General features: G+C 69.5%; 16 protein-coding genes. 6 read left to right on the forward strand and 10 right to left on the reverse strand.

All coding sequences use genetic code 11. From position 1 onward, the window contains the following. Nucleotides 1-114 precede the first annotated feature (114 nt). Both ACYVD1_RS14490 and ACYVD1_RS14495 read left to right on the forward strand, forming a co-directional pair. The gene (locus ACYVD1_RS14490; RefSeq protein ID WP_460772332.1) at nt 115-1314 is read left to right on the forward strand and encodes a thiolase family protein; all 1200 of its coding nucleotides are present in this window, start codon (nt 115-117) and stop codon (nt 1312-1314) included. Nucleotides 1315-1371: 57 nt separating this feature from the next. Then, nucleotides 1372-3459 (forward strand): 3-hydroxyacyl-CoA dehydrogenase NAD-binding domain-containing protein, encoded by a 2088-nt coding sequence (locus ACYVD1_RS14495; protein WP_460772335.1) that lies wholly within the window; start codon nt 1372-1374, stop codon nt 3457-3459. 132 nt (nt 3460-3591) lie between these two features. On the opposite strand, the gene ACYVD1_RS14500 is transcribed toward ACYVD1_RS14495, so the two are convergent. After that, nucleotides 3592-4677, reverse strand: coding sequence for a zinc-binding dehydrogenase (locus ACYVD1_RS14500; RefSeq protein ID WP_460772339.1), 1086 nt, complete (start codon nt 4675-4677; stop codon nt 3592-3594). A gap of 214 nt (nt 4678-4891) precedes the next feature. Between ACYVD1_RS14500 and ACYVD1_RS14505 the strand changes: the two genes are divergently transcribed. Both ACYVD1_RS14505 and ACYVD1_RS14510 read left to right on the forward strand, forming a co-directional pair. After that, nucleotides 4892-5806 carry a hypothetical protein gene (locus tag ACYVD1_RS14505; RefSeq protein WP_460772341.1) on the forward strand — a complete coding sequence of 305 codons (915 nt, stop codon included), beginning with the start codon at nt 4892-4894 and terminating at the stop codon, nt 5804-5806. A gap of 42 nt (nt 5807-5848) precedes the next feature. Further along, entirely contained in the window at nt 5849-6310 is a 462-nt protein-coding gene (locus ACYVD1_RS14510; RefSeq protein ID WP_460772343.1) for a MarR family winged helix-turn-helix transcriptional regulator, read from the forward strand. 1 nt (nt 6311) lies between these two features. Here the strand turns inward: ACYVD1_RS14510 and ACYVD1_RS14515 are convergent, their stop codons facing one another. Together ACYVD1_RS14515 and ACYVD1_RS14520 are read right to left on the reverse strand one after the other, a co-directional pair. Then, the gene (locus tag ACYVD1_RS14515; RefSeq protein ID WP_460772345.1) at nt 6312-8528 is read right to left on the reverse strand and encodes an MMPL family transporter; all 2217 of its coding nucleotides are present in this window, start codon (nt 8526-8528) and stop codon (nt 6312-6314) included. A gap of 187 nt (nt 8529-8715) precedes the next feature. Beyond that, nucleotides 8716-10956, reverse strand: a complete 2241-nt coding sequence (locus ACYVD1_RS14520) for an MMPL family transporter (protein WP_460772348.1) — start codon at nt 10954-10956, stop codon at nt 8716-8718. Between the two features lie 151 nt (nt 10957-11107). On the opposite strand from ACYVD1_RS14520, the gene ACYVD1_RS14525 reads away from it, so the two are divergent. Both ACYVD1_RS14525 and ACYVD1_RS14530 read left to right on the forward strand, forming a co-directional pair. Then, nucleotides 11108-11881 carry a TetR/AcrR family transcriptional regulator gene (locus ACYVD1_RS14525; protein ID WP_460772350.1) on the forward strand — a complete coding sequence of 258 codons (774 nt, stop codon included), beginning with the start codon at nt 11108-11110 and terminating at the stop codon, nt 11879-11881. Nucleotides 11882-12424: 543 nt separating this feature from the next. Further along, nucleotides 12425-13231 carry a neutral zinc metallopeptidase gene (locus tag ACYVD1_RS14530; RefSeq protein WP_460772352.1) on the forward strand — a complete coding sequence of 269 codons (807 nt, stop codon included), beginning with the start codon at nt 12425-12427 and terminating at the stop codon, nt 13229-13231. A 40-nt stretch (nt 13232-13271) separates the two neighbouring features. Here the strand turns inward: ACYVD1_RS14530 and ACYVD1_RS14535 are convergent, their stop codons facing one another. From ACYVD1_RS14535 to ACYVD1_RS14565, 7 genes are all read right to left on the reverse strand, one after another. Beyond that, nucleotides 13272-14690 carry an FAD-dependent oxidoreductase gene (locus tag ACYVD1_RS14535; RefSeq protein ID WP_460772354.1) on the reverse strand — a complete coding sequence of 473 codons (1419 nt, stop codon included), beginning with the start codon at nt 14688-14690 and terminating at the stop codon, nt 13272-13274. A 94-nt stretch (nt 14691-14784) separates the two neighbouring features. Next, a complete protein-coding gene (gene dxs, locus ACYVD1_RS14540) occupies nt 14785-16713 on the reverse strand; it encodes a 1-deoxy-D-xylulose-5-phosphate synthase (protein ID WP_460772357.1) in 1929 nt (642 codons plus the stop codon). Between the two features lie 284 nt (nt 16714-16997). Further along, nucleotides 16998-17768: a sulfite exporter TauE/SafE family protein gene (locus ACYVD1_RS14545; RefSeq protein ID WP_460772361.1), complete on the reverse strand. Its 771-nt coding sequence runs from the start codon at nt 17766-17768 to the stop codon at nt 16998-17000. 39 nt (nt 17769-17807) lie between these two features. Further along, nucleotides 17808-19073 carry a styrene monooxygenase/indole monooxygenase family protein gene (locus ACYVD1_RS14550; RefSeq protein ID WP_460772364.1) on the reverse strand — a complete coding sequence of 422 codons (1266 nt, stop codon included), beginning with the start codon at nt 19071-19073 and terminating at the stop codon, nt 17808-17810. Between the two features lie 486 nt (nt 19074-19559). Continuing rightward, nucleotides 19560-20843, reverse strand: coding sequence for a sugar ABC transporter permease (locus tag ACYVD1_RS14555; protein WP_460772366.1), 1284 nt, complete (start codon nt 20841-20843; stop codon nt 19560-19562). Next, the gene (locus ACYVD1_RS14560; RefSeq protein ID WP_460772369.1) at nt 20840-21640 is read right to left on the reverse strand and encodes an ATP-binding cassette domain-containing protein; all 801 of its coding nucleotides are present in this window, start codon (nt 21638-21640) and stop codon (nt 20840-20842) included. The genes ACYVD1_RS14555 and ACYVD1_RS14560 overlap by 4 nt, the downstream gene beginning before the upstream one ends. Nucleotides 21641-21732: 92 nt before the next feature. After that, complete coding sequence (locus ACYVD1_RS14565; protein WP_460772373.1) at nt 21733-22875, reverse strand: substrate-binding domain-containing protein; 1143 nt, start codon at nt 22873-22875, stop codon at nt 21733-21735. Nucleotides 22876-23010 lie beyond the last annotated feature (135 nt).

The raw sequence follows: 23010 nt of genomic DNA on the forward strand, positions 1-23010 counted from the left end.
TAGGGTGCGCCCTCTTCTTTCGGCGGGACCGGTCCCGTCGCTCGCACTATTTGTTACTGGCGAGTAGCATGGGCGCATACAGTCCATCCACCGCTTGGAGAAGGAGGGGCCATCATGTCGCGAACTGCCCGCGATGTCGTGTTTGTCGATGGGGTCCGCACCCCGTTCGGCAAGTCAGGCAAGGGCCTCTACGCCGAGACGCGCGCCGACGACCTGATCGTCCGCGTCATCCGCGAACTGATGCGCCGCAACCCGGACCTGCCCCCGGAGCGCGTCGACGAGGTCGCCATCGCCGCCACCACCCAGATCGGTGACCAGGGCCTGACCCTCGGGCGCACCGCCGCGATCCTCGCCGGGCTGCCGCGCAGCGTCCCCGGCTACTCCATCGACCGCATGTGCGCCGGCGCGCTCACCGCCGCGACCACCGCGGGCGCGGGCATCTCCTTCGGTGCCTACGACGTCGTGATCGCCGGAGGCGTCGAGCACATGGGCCGCCACCCCATGGGCGAGGGCGTCGACCCCAACCCCCGGATCATCTCCGAGAAGCTGGTCGACCCGTCCGCGCTGGTCATGGGCAACACCGCCGAGAACCTGCACGACCGGTTCCCGACCATCACCAAGGAGCGCGCCGACGCCTACTCGGTGCGCAGCCAGGAGAAGGTCGCCAAGGCCTACGCCGACGGCAAGGTCCAGCCCGACCTGGTCGAGACCCTGGTCCGCTCCGCGGAGAAGGGCTTCGGCCTGGCCACGGAGGACGAGCCGCCGCGCCCCGGCACCAGCATGGAGTCGCTCGCCAGCCTGAAGACCCCGTTCCGCGCGCACGGCAACGTGACGCCCGGTAACGCCGCCGGCCTCAACGACGGCGCCACCGGCACCCTGCTGATGGCCGAGGAGGTCGCCGAGGAGCTGGGGCTGGACGCCAAGATGCGCCTGGTCGACTTCTCCTTCACCGGCGTCGAGCCCGAGGTCATGGGAGTCGGCCCGGTCCCGGCCACCGAGAAGCTGTTCGCCCGCCAGGGCATCTCGATCGACGACATCGGTCTCATCGAGATCAACGAAGCCTTCGCCGTCCAGGTGCTCGCCTTCCTGGAGCACTTCGGAGTCGCCGACGACGACGCGCGCGTCAACCCGTGGGGCGGCGCGATCGCCGTCGGCCACCCGCTGGCCTCCTCGGGCGGCCGCCTGATGATGCAGCTCGCTCGCCAGTTCGCCGAGCGCCCCGACGTCCGTTACGGCATCACCACCATGTGCGTGGGCCTGGGCATGGGCGGGACGATCCTGTGGGAGAACACGAACTACGAGGGGGGCAAGTGAGCACCGCGATCGAAGAGTCCCGCCCGTCGCCCGCCACCACCCTCAAAGGAGTCCGCGTTGCGTCCCAGTGATATCTCTGAGCTGTTCAAGGACGAGGTCGTCACCAACGCGATCTCCCGTGACGTCGAGCTCCCCTACGGTGCGGGCACCGCCGTCCTGATCACCCTGGACAACGGGCACGATCACACCAAGCCGAACACCTTCGGCCCCGCCGGGCTCCTGAGCCTGGACGCCGAGATCGAGGCCGCCAAGGCGCGGACCGACATCGTGGCCGTGGCCGTCACCGGCAAGCCGTTCATCTTCGCCGTCGGCGCGGACCTGACCGGCGTCCCGGCGATCCAGAACCGCGAGCAGGCCGAGGCGATCGGCAAGCTGGGACACGACGTGTTCCGCAAGCTCGGTGAGCTGGACGTCCCGACCTTCGCGCTGATCAACGGCGCGGCCATGGGCGGCGGCGTCGAGGTGGCGCTGCACTGCACCTACCGCACCGTCTCCGCCGGCGTCCCGGCGTTCGCGCTCCCCGAGGCCTTCCTCGGCCTCGTGCCCGGCTGGGGCGGCACCTACCTGCTGCCGAACCTCATCGGCGCCGAGAAGGCCCTGAAACTCATCGTCGACAACCCGCTCGCCCAGAACAAGATGATCAAGGGCAAGCAGGTCCACGAGATGGGCATCGCCGACGCGATCTTCGAGCCCGCCGACTTCGTCGAGGAGTCCCTGCGCTGGACCGCCAAGGTCCTCAAGGGCGACGTCCAGGTCGAGCGCCCCGAGGTCGACAAGGGCGAGGCCTGGGACAACGCGGTCAACATGGCCCGGTTCACCGTCGAGGGCAAGCTGCACGGCGCCGCCCCGGCCCCGGCCCGCGCCATCGAGCTCGTGGGGGCGGCCAAGACCGCCACCCGTGACGAGGGCTTCGACGCCGAGGACCAGGCCCTGGCCGACCTGATCATGAGCGACGAGCTCAAGGCGGGCCTGTACGCCTTCGACCTGGTACAGAAGCGCGCCAAGCGTCCCGCCGGCGCACCGGACAAGTCGCTGGCCCGCAAGGTCACCAAGGTCGGTGTCGTCGGCGCCGGTCTGATGGCCGGTCAGCTGGCCCTGCTGTTCGCGCGCCGCCTGGACGTGCCGGTCGTCATGACCGACCTGGACCAGGACCGCCTGGACAAGGGTGTCGAGTACGTCCACGGCGAGGTCGACAAGCTCCTGAACAAGGGGCGCGTCAACCAGGACAAGGCCAACCACCTCAAGGCCCTGGTCACCGGTTCGCTGACCAAGGACGCCTTCTCCGACGCCGACTTCGTCATCGAGGCCGTCTTCGAGAAGATGGAGGTCAAGCAGCAGGTCTTCGCCGAGGTGGAGGCCGTGGTCTCCCCCGAGGCGATCCTGGCCACCAACACCTCTTCGCTCTCGATCACCGAGATGGCGTCGAAGCTCAAGCACCCCGAGCGGGTCGTGGGCTTCCACTTCTTCAACCCGGTCGCCGTCCTCCCGCTTCTGGAGATCGTCCGCGGCGAGAAGACCGACGACGCTTCGCTGGCCACCGCGTTCGCCACGGCCAAGACGCTGAAGAAGACCTCGGTGCTGTGCAAGGACGCTCCGGCGTTCGTCGTCAACCGCCTGCTCACCCTGTTCATGGGTGAGGTCCTGGGCGCCGTGGCCGAGGGCACCGAACCCGAGGTCGCCGACCGCGCGGTCGCGCCGCTGGGTCTGCCGATGTCACCGCTCATGCTGCTGCAGCTGGTCGGCCCGGCGGTCGGTCTGCACGTCGCCGAGACGCTGCACGAGGCCTACCCGGAGCGTTTCGCCGTCTCGCCGCAGCTGGCCGATGTCGTCAAGGCGGGCAAGACGGAGATCTTCGCACCGGACTTCACCATCGACCCCGAGGTGAAGGAGCTCCTCGCGGGCGGGGACAACCCGTCCGAGGAGAGCGCGATCCTGGACCGCGCCCTGCGCGCCCTGGCCAAGGAGATCCAGCTGATGCTGGACGAGGGTATCGTGGCCGAGGCCGCCGACATCGACCTGTGCCTGATCACGGGCGCCGGTTGGCCGTTCCACACCGGCGGCATCACCCCGTACCTGGACAAGGTCGGCGTGTCCACCGCGGTGAACGGCAAGCCCTTCCACGAGGGCGCCCCGCAGGCCGTCTAGGCCTGAGCCCCTGGGGCGGGCCCGGTCTCCCGGCGGGGGGCCGGGCCCGCTTCGTGTCGTTCGGCCGCGGGCCGGTGAGTCAGGGCGTTCAGCCGGTGACCCGTCGGCCGGGTCCGGTCAGGCAGTGAACCCTCAACCGGGGATGAGGGCGGTTCTCGGCGGCCGTTCTTCGAGGGCGTGCTTGACGGCGTCGTCGATCCGCTCAAGTGGGAAGGACGCGCCCACCAGCGCCGCGAAGGGCTCCAGGTCGTCGAGCGCGGAAAGGAACGCGACCGCGTCGACCAGGTCCCGGACGGTGTAGTTGTGGGTGCTGGTGACGGTGATCAAGCGGCGCACGAGGTCGTCGGGGCGTACCGGGACCGGGTCGACGGGGAAGACCGAACCGGCCAGCACCAGGGTGCCGCCGATGCCGAGCAGGCCCAGGGAGGCCGTTACCGCTGCGTTGCTTCCGGACAGCTCGACGACGATGTCGGCGCCCTCTCCCCCGCTCGCCTCGCGCACGGCCTCAGCCGCACCATCGGGCGCCACCGCCGCCGTGGCCCCGAAGCGTGCGGCCAGCGCTCTGCGCGCGGGGTCGGTCTCACCGGCGATGACGGCGGGAACCCCGAGGTGGCGCAGGTAGGCGATAGCGGTCAGGCCCAGCATCCCGCAGCCCTGTACCACGACCACGCGGGCCGACCGGACTCCGGTACCGCGCAGCGCGTTCACCACGGTGGCGGTGGCGCAGTTGGCCGGCGCCAGCACGGCGTCGGGCAGGTGCCCGGGGACGGGGACGATCCCGGTCCCGGCGAGCAGGTGGCAGTGGCTGGCGTAGCCTCCGTTGAGCGCCCACCGGTCAGAGATGGCCTCGTGGCCGTATTTTCGCAGCCGTGCGCACTTCTGCGGGATGCCGCGCAGACAGCGGGGGCAGTCACCGCAGGAGGTCCCGATGGTCCACGTGACACGGGTGCCCGGCGCCAGGGGCCTACCGTCATGGGTGGTGGTCCCCGGACCGGCCGCGAGCACGGTCCCGACGGCCTCGTGCCCCAGGACGGTCGGGACCGGGGTAGGCCGGTCACCGCGCACCGTGTGCAGATCGCTGCCGCACACGGTGGCCGCCCCGGTCCGCACCACGGCCTCCCCCGGGCCGGGCTCGGGGAGGCCGAAACTCGCGAGGCGGAACCCTCGCTGGGGGCCGTCCCAGACCGCGGCGGTCGCCTGTTCCGTGGAAAGTCCCAATGTCACGTCCTCGGGTGGGTGGTGTGCAAGGCGCTGGCGAGGCAACACGGGTCGGGGAACGGGAGGGCGACGCCCGGGCGAACTCCGCACCGCGAACGACCGTACTTTTCCGTGTCCGGCACCGCCACCCACTCTTTTCCACGGAAAGACGACTTATGCCTGCATTTCGATTACAGGAACATACTTAACAGTAACCCTATGTAATGTTTGGCTCGTGGCAGTCTCCCCTGAACACCAGATCTACGCGGAGTTGTTCTCCGACGCCCCCGACATGGCGGTGGGCTTCCTACGAGACCTCGGAGTGGAGGTACCGAAGTACGATCGCAGCGAGCTGACCTCCTGCGACCTCGGACACGTCGACCCGGTCGAACGGCGTTCCGACGTGGCGATCATGCTGCGCGGCAAAGTCGACGAGGACCTTTTCGGCAAGCTGATGGGCATCGTCGTCGAGGTCCAACGGGACGAGAAGGAGCGCAAACGCTTCACCTGGCCCGAGTACGTAGCCTCACTGCGTTCCAAGAACGAGTGCCCGGTGTCACTGCTGGTCATCTGCCCCAGGCAGCACGTCGCTGACTGGTACAACCGACCCATCCAGCTCGGCCACCCGGGGTTCGTCCTGAACCCCATCGTGCTGGGACCCGAACACATCCCGGTGGTCACCGACCCGGAGCAGGTCGGCCGTTACCCGACCCTGGGCGTGCTGTCCGCGGCAGCCCACGGGCCGGCCGACCCGGATGTGATCAAGGCCCTGCATAGCGGCTTGGATTCGATCGACCTGGAAATGGCAACGAAGTCTGTTGGATACGCGCTTCACCTGCTCACCGACAGCAACGGCCAGCGGGCCTTGGAGGAACTCATGATGGCTGACACCTACGAGTACACGAGTGCCTGGACCGAAAGCCTGAAGGCCGAAGGCGAGGCTAGGGGCGAGGCCAAGGGCCGCGTCGAAGAGAAGCGCACAGATCTCCTTTACGTTCTCCGGAAGCGTCGGACCTCGGTCGACAAGGACAGTCACGCCCACACTTCTGAACTGCCGCGACCTGGATCAGCTCAGCATCTGGTTCGACAGGGCGTTCGACATCACGCACATCGACGAGCTCTTCGAGGCCTGATTCCTACGTCCGGCTGACCGTCCCCCATACCGATGGTCGGCCGGACGTAGGATGAGTGCATGAGCGAGGCGAGCGAGCGGGACTCCCCCCTGTGGCACCTGACCGGGTTCCGGCTGATCAAGCTGGGTGAGCTGGTGCAGGCGACCACGGCCTCGGTGTTCGAGCCCATGGACGTCAACGCGCGGCAGTTCCACGTGTTGGCCACCGCCGCCACGATGGCCGAGCCCTCGCAGCGGGAGCTCAGTCGCACGCTCGGGATCGACCCCAACGTCATGGTGGGGGTCGTGGACGAGCTGGAGCGGTTGGGGCTGGTGGAGCGGGTGCGCAATCCCCACGACCGGCGGCGGTACATCGTCACCCCCACCGCGCGGGCCAGGGAGGCGCTGGCCGAGGCCTGCACGGCGGTGGAACGGACGGAGCGGGAGTTCTTCGCGGGCATCTCCGAGGACGAGCGCAACACCCTGCACGAGCTGTCCGGTCGGCTGCTCGGCCAGCACCCCCGGGTCACGAAGACCGAGTAGGTCAGTGGGCGAGCCCGAGCCGCTCGTGCAGGCGACGCAGCGGGCGGGGCGCCCACCAGTTGGCTCCTCCCGCCAAGCGCATGAACACCGGCACCAGCACCCCCCGGATCAGCGTGGCGTCGACCAGGATCACCGCTGCCATGCCCACGGCCAGCATGATCAGGTAGAACACGCTCGAGGTCGCGTAGACAGCGAAGGAGGCGGCCAGTACCACGGCGGCCGCGGTCACCAGGGGGCCGCTGCGCTGGAGCCCCGCGGCCACCGCCGAGGTGGTGTCGCCGGTGAGGTCGTACTCCTCCTTGATCCGGGACAGCATGAACACCTCGTAGTCCATGGACAGGCCGAAGGCGACGCAGAACATCAGGATCGGGAAGGTCACCTCCAAGGTCCCGTCGGCGGTGATGCCCAGGAGGCCGGACAGGTTGCCCTCTTGGAAGATCCACACGATCACCCCGAACATCACAGCCAGGCTGAGGACGTTGAGCACGACCGCCTTGAGCGGCAGCAGCAGGCTCCCGGTCATCAGGAACAGCAGGAGGAACGTGACCAGCAGGATCATGCCGAACACCAGCGGGACCCGGTCCAGCAGCGCGTCGCTGAAGTCGGTGAGGTCGGCCGGGTAACCGCCGATCTCGGTGGGCGCGGGCGCGGGGACGTCCCGGACGCGGTCGATGAGCCCGGAGGCGTCGTCCAGGGCCTCGACGGAGGGCACCACCGACAGCCAGGCCGCCTCGTCGGAGGTGAAGCGCTCCTCGGCTGAGGCGCCGGGCTCAATGGTGCGCTGCCCGTCCTGGTAGGTCCCGATGAGCGCGTCGACCTGGCTCACCCCGTCCACCTGGGAGAGAGCGCTCGCGTACGGGTCGATCCGCGCGGTCTCGGCGGCGGGAAGGTCCACCAGTACGTGGACGGCGTCCATCTCCTCCTGGGAGAAGCCCGCCTCGATCTGTTCCTGGACATCGCGACTGGAGTTTCCCTCGGGCAGAACGCGGGCGTCGGGGAGTCCGAAGTTGAGCCCGAGCGCGGGCGAGGCGAGCACCAGGACCAGGCCGAGGGCGGGCAGGCCGTAAAGCAGGGGGCGGCGCATCATCCGTAGCGAGGTGGCGTGCCACCAGCCACGGTCGGCGCGGGGTTCGCGGCGGGGCTGGATCCGGTGCCCCACCTTGGCCAGCGCCGCCGGCAGGATCACCAGGGCGGCGATCATGGCCGTCAGGACCACGCCCACCCCCGCGTAGGCGAAGGACCGCAGGAAGGGAAAGGGGAAGAGCACCAGGCAGGAGAGGGAGACGGCCACGGTGAGCCCGCTGAAGAGGACCGTGCGCCCCGCCCGCACCACCGAGAGCTGCACGGCCTCGGGCACCGTGTGCCCCCGGGCCAGTTCCTCGCGGAAGCGGTTGATGACGAACAGACTGTAGTCGACCCCCAGCCCGATACCCATGACCAGGGTCAGGTTGGCGGCGAAGGTGGACACCTCGGTCAGTGCGGCGGCACCGCGCAGGAGAGCGAGAGTCGTGATCACCGAGAACACACCCATGGCCAGGGTGAGTCCGGCGATCGAGGCCCTGCGGTAGAGCAGCAGGAGCAGGGCGAAGACCAGCGGCAGGATGATGATCTCAGCACGCACGAAGTCGCTCTGGGCCTGCGAGGCGGCTTGGCGGAAGATCTCGTCGCCGCCGCCGACCTCCACCCTGATCAGATCGTCCGAACGCGTGAACTCCGGTGAGATATCGGCGAGTGCGGCGCGGGCCTCGGTGACGTCGCCCGCCATCCGCACGGTGACGAGGGCTTGGGTGGCATCGTCGGATCGCAGGGACGGTGAACCGTCGCGTGACCAGTAGGAGGCGGTCTCGACGACGCCCTCCCGGGCGGCCATCTCCTGTTCCAGGTCTGTGGCGGCCGCCACCACCTCGGGGTCGTCCACGGTGCCCTGTTCGGCGGTGACCAGCAGTAGGAAGTGGTGCTTTCCGGTACCGAACTGCTCCTGGAGGGCTTGCTCGACCTCGATGGACTCCGAACCGGGGCTTTCGAAACGGCTGAGCATGAGTCGGTCGAGGGTGCCGGAGGCCAGGACGAGCGCCGCCAAGCAGACGATGACGGCGGTGAGGAGGACGCGGCCGGGGCGCCGTGCCACCCCTCGGCCCAGCCGGGCGAGGAGCGGCGGCCGGGGTGGTTCCGGGGTTTCGGGGCTCGTCGGCGAAGTCGTGGTGGGTGCGGCGGACATGGGGTCTCCTGGGTGCGTGTGGCGCCGGGGCAGGTGCACCGTTCTCTGACCTGTAGTTCTGAAATATAGTATGCCCCACATACGATCAATCAAGTTGATCATCAATGGCGCATATCACATACGAAGGCCCCGACCGGCGTCATGCCGGGCGGGGCCCTGGGAAGCGGGGGTCCGCGAGCGGGGGCGGTCAGACGCCCGCGGGCACCTTCTCCTGTCCCTTCCCCTTCTCGTTCTCATCCCGGGCGGCGGGGAGCGAGTCGACCTCCTCGTCGCCGCCCTCGGAGATACCGATCCGGTCGTGCAGCCAGCGCAGCGGGCGCGGCAGCCACCAGTTCCAGTCACCGAGCAGGCGCATGGAGGCGGGCACCATGATCGCCCGGACCAAAGTGGCGTCCACGAGCACCGCGAGCGCGAGGCCGACCCCGATGACCTTCAGGAAGAGCAGGCCCGAGGTGCCCATCGCCAGGAGCACCACGCCCAGCAGCAGGGCGGCGCTGGTGATGATCTGTCCCGTGCGCTGCAACCCCAGGGCCACCGAGCGGGCGTTGTCGCCGCTGCGCAGGTATTCCTCCCGAACCCGGCTGAGCAGGAACAGCTCGTAGTCCATCGCCAGGCCGAAGGACACGATCATGATGAGGACCAGGTAGGTGGGGTCGATGGTGCCGACCGCCTCGAAACCGAGCAGTCCCGCGAAGTAGCCCTCCTGGAACCCCCAGACCACCACACCCAGCGAGGCCCCCAGTGAGAGCGCGCCCATCAGGACCGCCTTGATCGGCAGGACGACGGAGCCGAAGGCGAGGAAGAGGAGCAGCAGCGTGGAGGCGATGATGAAGGCGACCGTCTTGGGCGATTCCGCGATCAGGGCGTCCAGGTTGTCCAGCTGCATGGCAGCCACACCGCCCACCAAGACCTCCTCGGAGCCCTCCGGTCCGGGGTCGGCGCGGACGTCGTGCACCAGGTCGGAGACCTCCGGGTCGTCGGTGGCGCCCTGGTAGGCGACCTCGACGTGGGTGATTCCCTCCCCTGCGCGGTGGAGCGTGGTCCGGAGCGCGCCGGGCAGCGTGTCGAGGCGTTCGACGTACTCGTCGAGCTCGTCCTCCGAGCTGTCGCCCACCACCGCCACGTGGAGGCGCCCCACCTCGCCGGCCGGGAAGTCGTCACCCATGGCCTCGGTGCCGATCCGGCTGTCGGCTTCGGCGCGCAGGTAGCGCTGATCAGTGGCGCCGAGTTCGGTCGAGGCGAGGCCGGAGGTGAAGGCGGCCAGGACGCACCCCACCGCGACCAGCGACACGGCTGGCCCGCGCATCACCGTCCGGGCCAGGCGGGCCCAAGCACCCGCGTTCTCGTCGATCACCCCGGTGACGGTCCGCCGGGGCAGCGGCAGCTTGAGCTTGTCGATCCGGTGGCCGACCACGGACATCAGTGCGGGCAGGAAGACCAGTGCGGCGAGGAGGTCGAAGGCCACAACTGCGATGCCGCCCCAACCGATGGACTGCAGGATGGGCTGGGGGAAGAACAGCAGACCCGCGAAGGCGATACCCACGATGACGCCGGAAAAGGCGACGGTGCGCCCGGCGGTGTCGACCGTGCGACGGACCGCGTCCGGTACCGAGCGGCCCTTGTTGAGCTCCTCACGGAAGCGGCTGACCATGAACAGCCCGTAGTCGATCGCCAGACCGAGGCCGAGGAGGGTCGCCACGTTGATGGCGAACACCGACACCTCGGTCACGTAGGTGAGGGCGCGCAGCACGGTAAGGGAGCCGAGGATCGCCAGTGCGCCCACCGCGAGAGGGACGAGGCCGGCGATCAGGCCACCGAAGATCACGACGAGGAGGAGCAGGAGGAGCGGCAGGGTGATGAGTTCGGCCCGGATGATGTCGGTCTCCGCGGTCTCGGAGAGCTCGTGCTCCACCGCGATCGGTCCGCCCAGGTGGCTCTCCAGGGGGCCGGACTCCAGCGCCTCGGAGGCAGCCTCGAACTGGTGCAGGCGCTCCTCGTGCGACTGTCCGGTGAGGGTGACCGGCATGTAGGTGGCCTGCATGTCCTCGGAGACGAGCATGCCCCGCTCGATGTCGTCGAGCTCCTCGTCGAGGTAGAGGTCGTACCCGGCGATGACGTCCTCGGGCAGGTCGTCGGCCATCCGCTGCATCGCCGCCGCGAAGGTCGGGTTGTCCACCTGCATCTCGTCGCTGCGGTAGACGGCGACGATGTCGATGTCGTCGTGGCCGAGCTCGTCTTGGAGGACGTCCATGGCCTGGGACGACTCGGAGCCGGGGTCCTCGAAGCCGCTCTCGCTGACGTCGTTGAAGACCCCGAGGCCCCACACCACGGAGAAGGCGGTGAAGAGCCCGGTCAGTGCCAGGACCCACCACCTGCCCCGGTGGGCGCCGAGCCCCAGTCGGCCGAAGATCCCCGTGTGTGTCGGCATGGGCCGCCCTTTCGCGCGAACAGTCGTCATGAACGTGAACAGCGTTTGCTAACGGTGTTCACTAAAGCGTGCGGGCATTACGATGTCAATATCGCCGAAGAGAACCACAGCGCCGCGACCCTGGCGCGCGAGACGGGGTGTACCGCAACAGATGACGAAACCGCCGGTCACAAGCGACCACCGGACCGGGGGCACCCTGAGCCGCCGCGAACGTGTGCGTGAAGCCACACTCGCCGAGATAAAGGAAATCGCCCGCAAGCACCTCGTGGAGTTCGGGGTCGCCGGGGTCTCCCTTCGCGCGATCGCCCGGGAGATGGGCATGACCGCCCCGGGCCTCTACCGGTACGTGCCGGGGATCGACGCGCTGCTGGTGGCGATCACGGCGGACATGTACGAGGAGCTGGCCGACGCGGTGGCCGCGGCCGACGCCAGCATGCCCGCCGAGGACACCGACGGGCGCATCCTCACCTCGTTGCGCGCCTTCCGGACCTGGGCCATCACCCACCAGACCGAGTTCTCGGTGATGTTCGGCCCGCGCACCCGGATCGACCCCGACACCGACATCACCGTCGCCTTGGAGGCCGGGCGCAAGTTCGGCTCCACGTTCTTCACGCTCTTCGACCGCCTGGTGTCCGAGGAGCGCTTCAGCGTGCCCGCCGACGAGGACCTCGCACCCGAACTGCGCACGGAGCTGCGCTCCTTCGCCGACACCGTGGGCTTCTCCTCACCCGACATCCCCGAAGGCGCCGCGATGGTGCTCACCACGTGCTGGGTGCGGCTGTACGGGGTGGTGTGCATGGAGGTGTTCCAACACCTGAACTTCGTGGTGCGCGACATGGAACCACTCTTCGAGTCCGAGCTTCAGAACATGGCAAGGGACCTCGGGGTGCGGTACTTCCCTCCGCACGGGGCGCGGGCCTCATAACGCGGGGACAGCCTCGCAGCAGAATGACCTTTTAAGCCCCATACTGGAGGTCTGCGGCACTTGCCCGTTTCGTAGTGACGAACCGGATATGCCCTGCCCGTGTTGGCGCGACGACGAGGACGACCCGTGGAGAACCGAACCGGCGCTGAAGAGCCCGGGGAGAACACTCCCCCACCGCCCGGGCGCGGACCGGCCCAACCGGGCCAGGGTCAAGGCCAGCACTGGCCGAACCCCGGGCCGCCCTCGCAAACACAGCCCCAGCAAGCCCAGCAGACGCAGGTCCGACCTCTGCCGCCACATGCTCCGCCCGCACACGCCCGGCCTCAGCCTCCCCAGTCCGGGTTCCAGAACTGGCAGTGGGGGGCGCAGCAGTGGCCGCACCAGGGGGCACAGCACCAACAGTGGCAGCAACAGCGGAGTCCGCACCCGTGGGCCCCGTACCAGCACTGGGGGCCCTCCCATGGCCGACCGCCCACGCGCCCCCGGCGCGACCGCGGTCCGGCCGTCATCGCTTGGGCGTTCGCCGCCGCCTCGGTGGCCCTGGTGGCGCTGATCGCCAGCGTGGCCATCGTGGCCACCACTCCGCAGGAGGAACCCGAGACCGGGGGCACGGACGTGTCCGTCTACTACGACAGCGAGCTGTACGTCCAACCCGACCCCGTGGACGTGGATCTGGTCGATCACCCCGTGTACGACGCCGCCGTGCCGGAACCGGTCGAGTGCGACCTACCCGCACTCGACATGACCTCGGACGAGTCGTGGAAGGGGTTCGCCGGCGAGGCGGGCGACTGCCTGGACGAACTCTGGGCCCCGGTCATGGCCGAGCTCGGCCTGGTCCCCGACCTGCCCGACATCACCGTCACCGATGATTCCCTCGACACCGACACCGAGGAGGCCTTCACCCTGGCCTACTACGAAAGCGACCGGAGCCAGATCACCGTGGTGCTCCCGAACGTGCGCGAGGTCGGGGCCCAGGTTCCGGGGGGCCACCAGGAGCACGTGTGGCTCGCACTGATGGGCCACGAGTACGCACACCACGTGCAGTACGCGACGGGGATCCTGAGCGTCTCCCACGACCTGCGCCGGACCGCGGGCACCGAGGCCGACGAACTGGACACGCTGCGCCGGACCGAACTCCAGGCCGAATGCATGGCCGGTGTCGGCCTGCGCGGCCTGACCGACCCCGACGGCGACGCCCTGGACGTGGTCAACCAGCACTTCAACGGCGACGGTGACCTGGAGACGCACGGCAGCGCGGCCAACCGCGCACTCTGGCTGGAATCGGGGTGGTCGAGCGAGACCGTGGGCGACTGCAACACCTATGCGGCCGACGAACCCGACGTGGCCTGACCCCGTATCCGCGGGCGTACACAGCCGATGGTCCGGCCGGTCACCGCTCCCCTAGGACCCTGCGGTAGGCGCCCCACCCGTGCAGCTTGACCCGCTCGCCCCGGTCCAGCTCGGCAGCGTGGCCGGCCTCGGCGTTGTCGATGCGCAGCCAGTCGTCGTAGTCGCTGTAGGCGAGTCCCCGCCTGTCCAGGACCTCCGCCAGGTCAACCGGTTCCGGAACCGAGCCGCGCAGGTCCTCGGCGTCCTCGAGCAAGGAGCGGACGGTACCGGCGGCGTCGGACTTGTTCGTGCCGATCACCCCCGTGGCACCCCGTTTGATCCACCCGGCCACGTAGTCGCCGCGCACGACACGGCCGTCGGTGTCCAGAACACGGCCCAGGTCGTGCGGCACCGTGCGCCCGGCATCGTCGAAGGGCACTCCCGTGAGGGGCACACCGGCGTAGCCTACCGACCGCAGCACCATCCCGGCGTCCAGGACGCTGTGCTCACCGGTGCCCACCAAGCGCTCCTCATCGTCCAGGCGCGTGTGCTCGACGCGCAGGCCGTCCACCCGCTCAGTGCCGAGGATCTCCGCCGGGCGGGTCCAGAAGTGGATCTCCAGACGTCGGGGACGGCCTTGGGGAGGTCGACCGGCCTGCTCGCGCAGGAGCTTGAGGTTGGTGCGTGCGGCCCGGGCGACCCGGCGCAGTTCGGGTTGGTCGGTGCCGACCTCGGTGGGGTCGATGTCCACCTGCTCCGGGCGCACCACCACGTCCACCCCGGGCAGCGCCAGGAGGTCGCGCAGCTCGGGTGCGGTGAACTTGGCCTGGAGGGGGCCGCGGCGGGCCAGGACGTGCACGGTGCGCACCCTGCTGGCGGCGAGCACCTCCAGGGCGGCCTGGGGGATGTCGGTGTGGCGGAGCTCGTCGGCGGTCTTGACCAGGATCCGGGCGACGTCGATGGCGACGTTGCCCGCCCCCACCACCACGACCTCCTCCGTGTCCAGCACGAACCGTTCCATCTCGCTGTCGGGATGGCCGCAGTACCAGTTCACGAAGTCGGTGGCGGCGACACTGCCCGGGAGGTCCTCACCGGGCACGCCCATCCGCCGGTCGACGCTGGCACCCGTGGCGTAGACGACGGCGTGGTGGGAACGGGCCAGGTCGGCGCGGGTGAGGTCGGTGCCGAACTCGACCCCGCCGACGAAACGCACGTCCGGGTGTTCCAGGACCCCGCGCAGCGCCCGAGCCACACCCTTGATCTTGGTGTGGTCCGGTGCGACGCCGTAGCGGACCAGGCCGTAGGGCGTGGGCAGGCGGTCGAGGACGTCCACACGGACCGGCACGCGCCGCTGCCTGGTCAACGCGTCCGCGGCGTAGACCCCGGCGGGACCGGATCCGATCACCGCTACTCGAAGCGGGTCCCCGTCGTCCGGGCGGGGCTGCTCGGGGCTCTGGTGGTCGGCTGCGGGAGTGGCCATGACCCCATTCTGGCAGCACCGGAGGAGCTTCCGATGCTGCCAGGGGGACCTGTGGACCGTGCGTTCCGGCCTCGGCCGGGCCTCAACAGGGCCTTCAGGCCTTCTCCTCGGCCAGCTCGGACGCGGTCCTTGCGCCCTCACCCCGGCGGGACACGGTCTCGGTGAGCTTGCGGGACAGCTCCTGCGGAGTCAGTCCCTGTTCCTGGAGGATCTGGTCGCGCTTGGCGTGGTCCAGGAACTCCTGCTCAATACCGAAGGTGCGCACGGGCACGTCCACGTCGCGGTCGCGCAGCAGGCGGGCCACGGCGTCGCCGACGGCACCGGTACGGCCGTTGTCCTCCACCACCGCGACCACCGAGTACTCGGCGGCCTCGGCCACCAGTGCCTCGTCCAGGGGCTTGACCCAGCGGGGGTCGACGACCGAGACACCGATGCCCTGGTCCGCCATGCGGTCGGCGACCTCGCAGGCGACCTGGGCCATGGTGCCCACACCCACGATGAGCAGGTCCTTGCCGTGACCGCCGTCGGCGGCGCGGCGCAGCAGGTCCATGGAGCCGACCTTGCCGATCTCGGGCAGCTCTTCGGCGACCGCGCCCTTGGGGTAGCGCACGACGGTGGGCGCGTCGTCGACGGCCACGGCCTCGCGCAGAAGGGCGCGCAGGCGCGCGGCGTCGCGCGGGGCGGCCAGGCTAAGGCCGGGGACCACCTGGAGGATGGACATGTCCCACATGCCGTTGTGACTGGCACCGTCGTTTCCGGTGATTCCGGCGCGGTCCAGGCAGAAGGTGACGCCCTGGCGGTGCAGGGCGGCGTCCATGAGCAACTGGTCGAAACAGCGGTTGAGGAAGGTCGCGTAGACCGCGATCACCGGGTGCAGGCCGTTCATCGCCATGCCGGTGGCGGCCGTGGCGGCGTGCTGCTCCGCGATGCCGACGTCGAAGGTCCGGTCCGGGTAGGCGTCGGCGAACTTGTTCAGGCCGGTGGGGTGGAGCATCGCGGCGGTGATCCCGACGATGTCCGAGCGCTCCCCGCCGAGCTCGACCATGGTGTCGGCGAAGACCGAGGTCCACTTCTCGACCTTGGGTCCGGCCTTGGCCTTGCCGGTGTCGACGTCGAAGGGGCCGGGGGCGTGGAACTGGTCCTCGTCGTGGTTCTCCGCCGGGGCGTAGCCCTTGCCCTTCTGCGTGATGACGTGGACGATTGCCGGTCCGCCGAAGTCCCGTGCACGGCGCAGCGCCGTCTCCACGGCGGCCTCGTCGTGCCCGTCGATGGGACCGAGGTACTTCAGGCCGAGGTCCTCGAACATCATCTGCGGCTGGATGGCGTCCTTCACGCCCTTCTTGAGGCCGTGCAATGCCTCGTAGAGGGGCTGTCCGACCACGGGGGTGCGGTTGAGGGTGGTCTTGGCCAGGTCGAGGGCCTGCTCATAGCCGGGGTTCATGCGCAGCGAGGCCAGGTGGTCGGCCAGACCGCCCCTGGTGGGCGAGTAGGAGCGGCCGTTGTCGTTGACCACGATGACCAGGCGCCGGTTCTTCTTCTCGGCGATGTTGTTGAGGGCCTCCCAGGACATGCCGCCGGTGAGGGCCCCGTCGCCGATGACGGCGACGACGGTCCGGTCGGTGCGGCCCCGGACCTCGTTGGCCTTGGCCATGCCGTCGGCGTAGGACAGCGAAGTGGAGGCGTGGGAGTTCTCGATGAAGTCGTGCTCGGACTCGGACCTGGAGGGGTAACCGGACAGGCCGCCCTCGGACTTGAGGTTGGTGAAGTCGTGGCGGCCGGTGAGCACCTTGTGGGCGTAGGCCTGGTGACCGGTGTCGAAGAGGATGGGGTCCTTGGGTGAGTCGAAGACGCGGTGCAGCGCGATGCTCAACTCGACGACGCCGAGACTGGGGCCGAGATGCCCACCGGTCTGGGAGCAGGAGTCGATCAGGAAGTCCCTGATCTCCTGGGCCAGCGCAGGGAGCTGGTCGGCCGGGAGCTTCTTGAGCGCTTCCGGATTGTGTATCGACTCGAACAGTGCCACTGTCTCGTCAGTCCCCTCGTCCAGCGTGTCCGCTTACGTTTGCCGTGTCCGGCCCCTGACGTGGGCCGGTATTGGTTACCGGCAGGTATACCCAACCGAGTTTATGGGCGTTCGCCCACGGGTCATACCCAGCAGTCCCCGAGATTACGGATTCGACGCCGTCTCGGGTGTTGACGTGTGTGCCCCATCGGGACGGTACCGGGCACGGCACCTCCCCAAACGGTTTTCGGCGTAGGTTACTCGCTTTTGGCAGCGCGGTTACCGCTGGCTGCCCGGCTGCGACGCTATCCGAACACGGCCTGCGCGAGAAGGCCGATCGCGGAGACGGTCACCACGCCCAGCAGACCGACGCGCAGTTTGCCGGGGTCGACCCAGCGGCGGAGCCGGCTGCCGAGGAGGAATCCGATGCCGACGAAGGGGATGGCGGCGATGCCGGCGGCTGCCGTTCGGCCGTCGATCTGCCCCCCGGCCCCGAGGGCGATTAGGGAGATCGCGCCGCCGAACAGGAAGAACGCGGCCAGGGTGGCGCGTACGCGCTCCGGACGTTCGTACTGGTAGAGCAGGGCCATGGGCGGCCCGCCCACCGATGTGGCGGTACCCCCGAAGCCGGACAGGATACCCGCCGTGACCAGGGAGAGCGGGGTGATGCGGACCCGGAAGGCCCACACCGTCAGGATGACGGCCACGAGCACCATGACCCCGACCACCGCGGCCAGGGCGCGGGGTTCGAGCACGGCCACGACCCACACCCCCGCAAGGGTGCCGGGCACGCGCGCGGGCAGCCCCCAGGCCATGCCGTACCAGTCCACGTGCCGCCACTCTTGGAGGAGCGTGAGCACCGGGAGGATGATCACGGTGATGAGTAGCGACCCGGGCATGAGTGTGGGGTCGAGGAAGGAGATGACCGGGGCGGCGACCAGCCCCAGGCCGAGGCCGACCATGCTCTGGACGGCGGCCCCGGCGAGTACCGCGGCCGCCGCCGCGAGGAGGAAGACCCAGGCGTCGATCTCGCCGAACAGGCCGTGGGCAGTGGGTGTGAGGAGGTCAGCGAACATGAGGGGACCGACGCTATATCCCCTGCTGTCCGATCGGGATTAGGAGATAGGGACATGGGATGAGCGTGCGGGTTCTGCGCTGCGCACCGAGTCCACGTAAGCCATCGCGCGCTCCGGGTGGAGGAACCATTCGATCAGCCCTGCGGGCTCGCTGAAGGAGTTGGCGAACCGGTCCGCGGTGGGCTGGTGCCGGTCGGCCAGCCGGTACAGCTCCCACACGTGGTGCGGACCGGACAGCATGACCCTGCTCCACGCGGTCACCTGACGGGCGCGGCGCCAGTAGTCGCTGAAGGCCGCGCGCATGAACGGCTCGTCGAAGGGGCGTGTGCCGTGGTCGACGATCGCGCGGCGGTAGACCTCCGCGCACAGGGAGGCCATGTTGGCGCCCTGTGCGGTGATCGGGTCGTTGCTGACCACGGAATCAGCCATACCGAGCACGGGGGTTCCGTCCGCGAGGCGGGCTACCGGCTCGCGGACCGCGGGCGTGTAGCCGCCGCGCAGGGCGGCCATCGGGTCGGCCAGGCGTGCGCGGGTGAAGCGCTCGTGCTCCCAGGGGGCGTGGCTCCGCAGGACGTCGAGCAGCGCCGCCAAGGTGTCCTCCCCCGTGGCCCTCTCGCCCAGCGGGCGGTCGAGGGGGCCGCCGGGCACGGCCTCGACCATGACGGCCTCGCAGACACCCGCGAGGGAGAGGGTGGGCAGGGTGAAGAGCTCACCGGCCCCCGGCACCGCCGTACGGCTCAGAACCCCGCCTCGGGGGTGCGGTTCGGCCCCGGTGACGTACGCCAACGACAGGGCGCGCTGTGGCTCTTTGAAGGGGGATCTGTTGGCGTCGCGGGGGAAGAGCTCGGCCAGCTCCCCCCGGCCCGCGGCCACGACGGCGAGGTCGTGCTCGTCGGCGAACCGCCCCAGGTCCTCAGGGCCGACCCTCTGACGGACGACCCGGCCGCCGCCCTGGGCGAACAGCTCCATCCAGGCGGCGAGCTTCAGGCGCTGGTCCACCGACTGGGCGGGCTCCTCCAGCCGACCGACCCAGTCCGCCTCCGGGACGCCTCCCCCGGACCGGTCAGCGACCCTCACTCCCACCCCGGTGACCTCGGGGGCGCGCTCGTCCCAGAAGGCCAACCCGTGGCGGCGTTCGCGGCGGAGCGCCGGCCCGAACAGGCACTGGGTGGACTGAACCCGTCCGGCTCGGACCTCCTCAGGCCCCTGCGGGTTGACCAGGGTGACGTCGTAGTCCTCCGAGAGCAGGCCGAGGGCGAGCTGGAGCCCGGACTGCCCGGCACCGACGACGAGGATCTTGCGCATGGCTCTCCTGTGTGCACACCCGTGAGCCGCGGCGCCACGGGTGCTGGGTGGCTTGACGCGGCGAAACTAGCAGCGCTCAGACAAGCGCCGGATCCGCCCCTGACCTCGGGACTTTCGCCTCCAACGGCACGGGACCAAGGGATCTGGGGAACACGGGTGGGACAGGTCACAGCGACCGACCGTCCCTCAGACAACCGTGCCGCAGTCCGCGGCAGCGTCCGGCCAGCTCAGACCGGGAAGCACGGGTTCGGGCACGGTGCCGGCGCGGCGGCTGGGCCGCATGCGGCCCGGAACGGGGTTTCGGGGCGGGTTCGGTGCGGGCGCACAGCCACCCCGGGGTGGCCAGATGTGGGGCGGATCACACGGAGGCGCCGGTGCACGAAGGAGCCCGGGCCGGTGGGAGTGGTGACCGGCCCGGGCTCTACGGCGATACGATGCGCCGTTCTCCTCCGGGGTTGGATCGGGGGTGCCGGGAGCCTAGAGGCCCTATGCGCCGCCTCTCGCGTGGGTCTTGCGGCCCCGCCGGGAGATCGCGTCGAGGATGACGGCGATCAGCAGGACCGCGGCGGTGATCATGAAGCGCACCGAGGTGTCCACGTTGGGCAGCAGCAGGAGCCCGGAGGTGATGGCGCCCAGTACCAGCCCGCCGAGCAGGGCGGAGTAGGCGTTGCCCCGGCCGCCGAACAGGCTGGTGCCGCCGATCACCGCCGCGGCGATGGCCAACATGAGTTCCTGGCCGCCACCGGTGGTCGTGCTCGCAGCGATGTTGCGGGAGACCAGCATGATCCCGCCGAGGGCGGCGAGTGTGGAGGCGATCCCGAAGACCGACACACGGATCAGGACGACGTTGATACCGGCCCTGCGCGCGGCCTCGGCGTTGCCGCCCACCGCGTAGACCATGCGCCCGTAGCGGGTCTTGCGCAGCACGAGGTCCAGGATGACCACCGCGCCCACGAAGATCAGGAAGGCCAGGGAGACACCGTTGTGCTGGTTGACGATCCACACACCCGCCACCAAGGGCAGGGCCAGCAGCCCGGTGCGCAGCAGCACCTCGGGGAGCGGTTTGTAGGACAGTTGCGTCAGGCGGCGCCGACGCTCCACCGTGAGGCCCGAGACCAGGTAGAGGACGAGCGTGAGGACCACGATCGTCCAGCCGATCCACGGCACGAAGTAGGTCTGGGTCAGCGCAACGATGAGCCCGTCGGACCGGGTGTTGATGGTGCCGTCGGGCGCCATCAGGAACAGGTGCAGTCCTTGCCATCCCAGGAGTCCGGCGAGTGTCACCACGAAGGCCGGCACGCCGATCTTGGCGAAGATGACGCCGTGGACGAGGCCGACGAGGAGGCCCACGGCCAGGGTGGCGAGGATGCCCGCCCACTCCGGCCAGCCGTGCCGCATCACCACCACGGCCAGGAACCCTGCGGCCAGACCCGCAACCGAGCCGATGGACAGGTCGATCTCGCCGAGCAGCAGGACCATGATGACGCCGGTGGTCATCAGACCGATGGCGGCGATCTGCACGGTGAGGTTGGACAGGTTCTGCGGGGACAGGAAGCGGTCGTTGAGCGACTGGAAGACGATCGCGATGAGGATCAGTCCGATGACGACGGGTGCCGCACCGAGCTCCCCCGCGCGCACGTTGCGCTTGATGGCGGCCCACCAGCCGCTGGGGGTAGCGGCCACCGAGAGCAGCCTCGGGTCGCGGCGGGCTCCGTCCGGCGCCCCGGCGCCCTGGCCCGGTTCGTCTGTGACCGGGGTCTGTTGGCTCATCGCTTGTCCTCCGAAGCAAGGGGCTCCTCGCCGCCACGGGTGGAGCGGCGGGTGACGGGGTTGTCCGAGGCCCCGGTGATGGCGGCCACGATCTCCTCGTAACTGGTGTTGGCCACGTCGAATTCACCCGCGTTCCGGCCCAGGCGCAGAACCGAGACCCGGTCGGCGACCGCGCGCACATCGGCCATGTTGTGGCTGATGAGCACCACCCCCAGGCCTTGGTCGCGCAGGCGTTCGATGAGGTCGAGGACCTGCGCGGTCTGGGCCACCCCTAGAGCGGCGGTGGGCTCGTCGAGCAGCACGACGCGCGGTTCGCCCAGCAGGGCGCGGGCGATCGCCACGATCTGGCGCTGCCCACCGGAGAGGGAGGCCACGGGCACCCGGAGGTCGGGGATGCTGACCGACAGGGAGTCCAGGAGCTCCCAGGAGCGGCGCTCCATCTCGACCTCGTCGAGCGTCCCGGGAAAGTGCAGCCGTTCAGTGCCGAGGAAGAGGTTGCCGACGATGTCCAGGTTGTCGCAGAGGGCGAGGTCCTGGTAGATCGTGGCGATTCCCAACCTCTGGGCGTCGGAGGGGGCGTTGATAGTGACGGTCTGGTCACCCCAGTGGATGGCTCCGCCGCTGTCGGCGGCGTGCGCCCCGGCGATGACCTTCACCAGGGTGGACTTACCGGCGCCGTTGTCGCCGAGCAGGGCGACGACCTCGCCCGCGTCGACATGGAAGTCGACCTCGTCGAGGGCCCGCACGGCCCCGAAGGTCTTGGAGATCCCGGACAGTTCCAGGACGGGTGTACTCATGTGCTGCGGTCTTCCCTCTCCTCGCGTCCGCCGCGGGGCGGGCGGCCTCCCTCCGGATGGGGGAGCCCCGCCCCGCGTGCGAATCGGAGTGCCTACGCGTCCTCGCAGAAGTCGGTGTCTGCGTAGTCGTCCGTGCAGATCTCCTCGATGGTGTAGAAGCCGTCCGAGACGACCGTGTCACCGATGTTCTCCTCGGTGACCGCGACCGGCTCGAGGAGGTGCGCCTCGACGGTCTCGCCGGCGCCGTCCTCCATCTCGGTCACGGTGTGTTCACCGGCCTCCACTTCCTCGCCGGTGGCCAGCGCGATCGCCATGGCTGCGGCCAGCTCTGCCTGGGGCTGGATCTCCTTGTACACGGTCATGTACTGCTCACCGGAGATGATGCGCTGAATCCCGGCCAGCTCCGCGTCCTGGCCGGTGACCGGGGGCAGGTCGTCGACGCTGACACCGGCGCTGCGCAGGGCGGCGATGACACCCGAGGCCATGCCGTCGTTGGCGGCGTAGACGCCGGAGATCTCGTCCACCCCCATGGCGGTGATGGCGGCCTCCATCTGGGTGGTGGCCTCCTCCGGCGACCAGTCCGGGGTGTCGTACTCCTGGCCGACGTCGATCTGGCCGTCGAGGATCTCGTGCGCACCGGCCTTGAAGTCGGCGGCGTTGGGGTCGGTGGGGGAACCGTTGACCATGACGATCTCCCCGTCACCCGCTTCACCGTTGATCTCCAGCGCCTCCAGCAGGGACTCGGCCTGGACCTGTCCCACACGGTGGTTGTCGAAGGAGATGTAGGAGTCGACGCCGCCTTCGGCCAGGCGGTCGTAGGCGATCACGGGCACGCCCTGGTTCGTGGCCTCGTTCACGGTGCCCGAGGAGGCAGCCGCGTCGACGGCGTCCAGGACGAGGATGTCGACCTCGTCGGTGAGCATCGCCTGCGCCTGGGTCTGCTGTTCGTCGACTTCACCGTCGGCGTTGGCGTAGGACAGCTCGCAGTTGGGGCACTGCTCCTCGAGCGCCGCCTCGAAGAACGGGTAGTCGAAGGCTTCGTACCGGGCGGTGTACAGGTCGGGCAGGAGCAGTCCGACGTGGAAGCCTTCCTCCAGGGTGTGGGTCTCACCTCCGGCGTCGTCGCCGCCGGAGGTGATGGCGTCGCAGCCAGTGGCGGCAAGGGCCAGTGCCGCTGTCACCGCAGCGATACCGCCGGTGACTGAGCGTCGTGTGGCTGAGCGTTTCGTGTTCAACGCCGGTGCCTCTCTCGTAACGGGGTGGGGAGGTGGGCGGGGGATCCCGCGGATGGTGCTGTGCAGTCAAGCGCCGCCCCGGGCTTGACGTCAACTACTGAACACATAACCGAAACATTACAGAAATTGACTTCA

The organism is Nocardiopsis nanhaiensis (genome assembly GCF_054778635.1).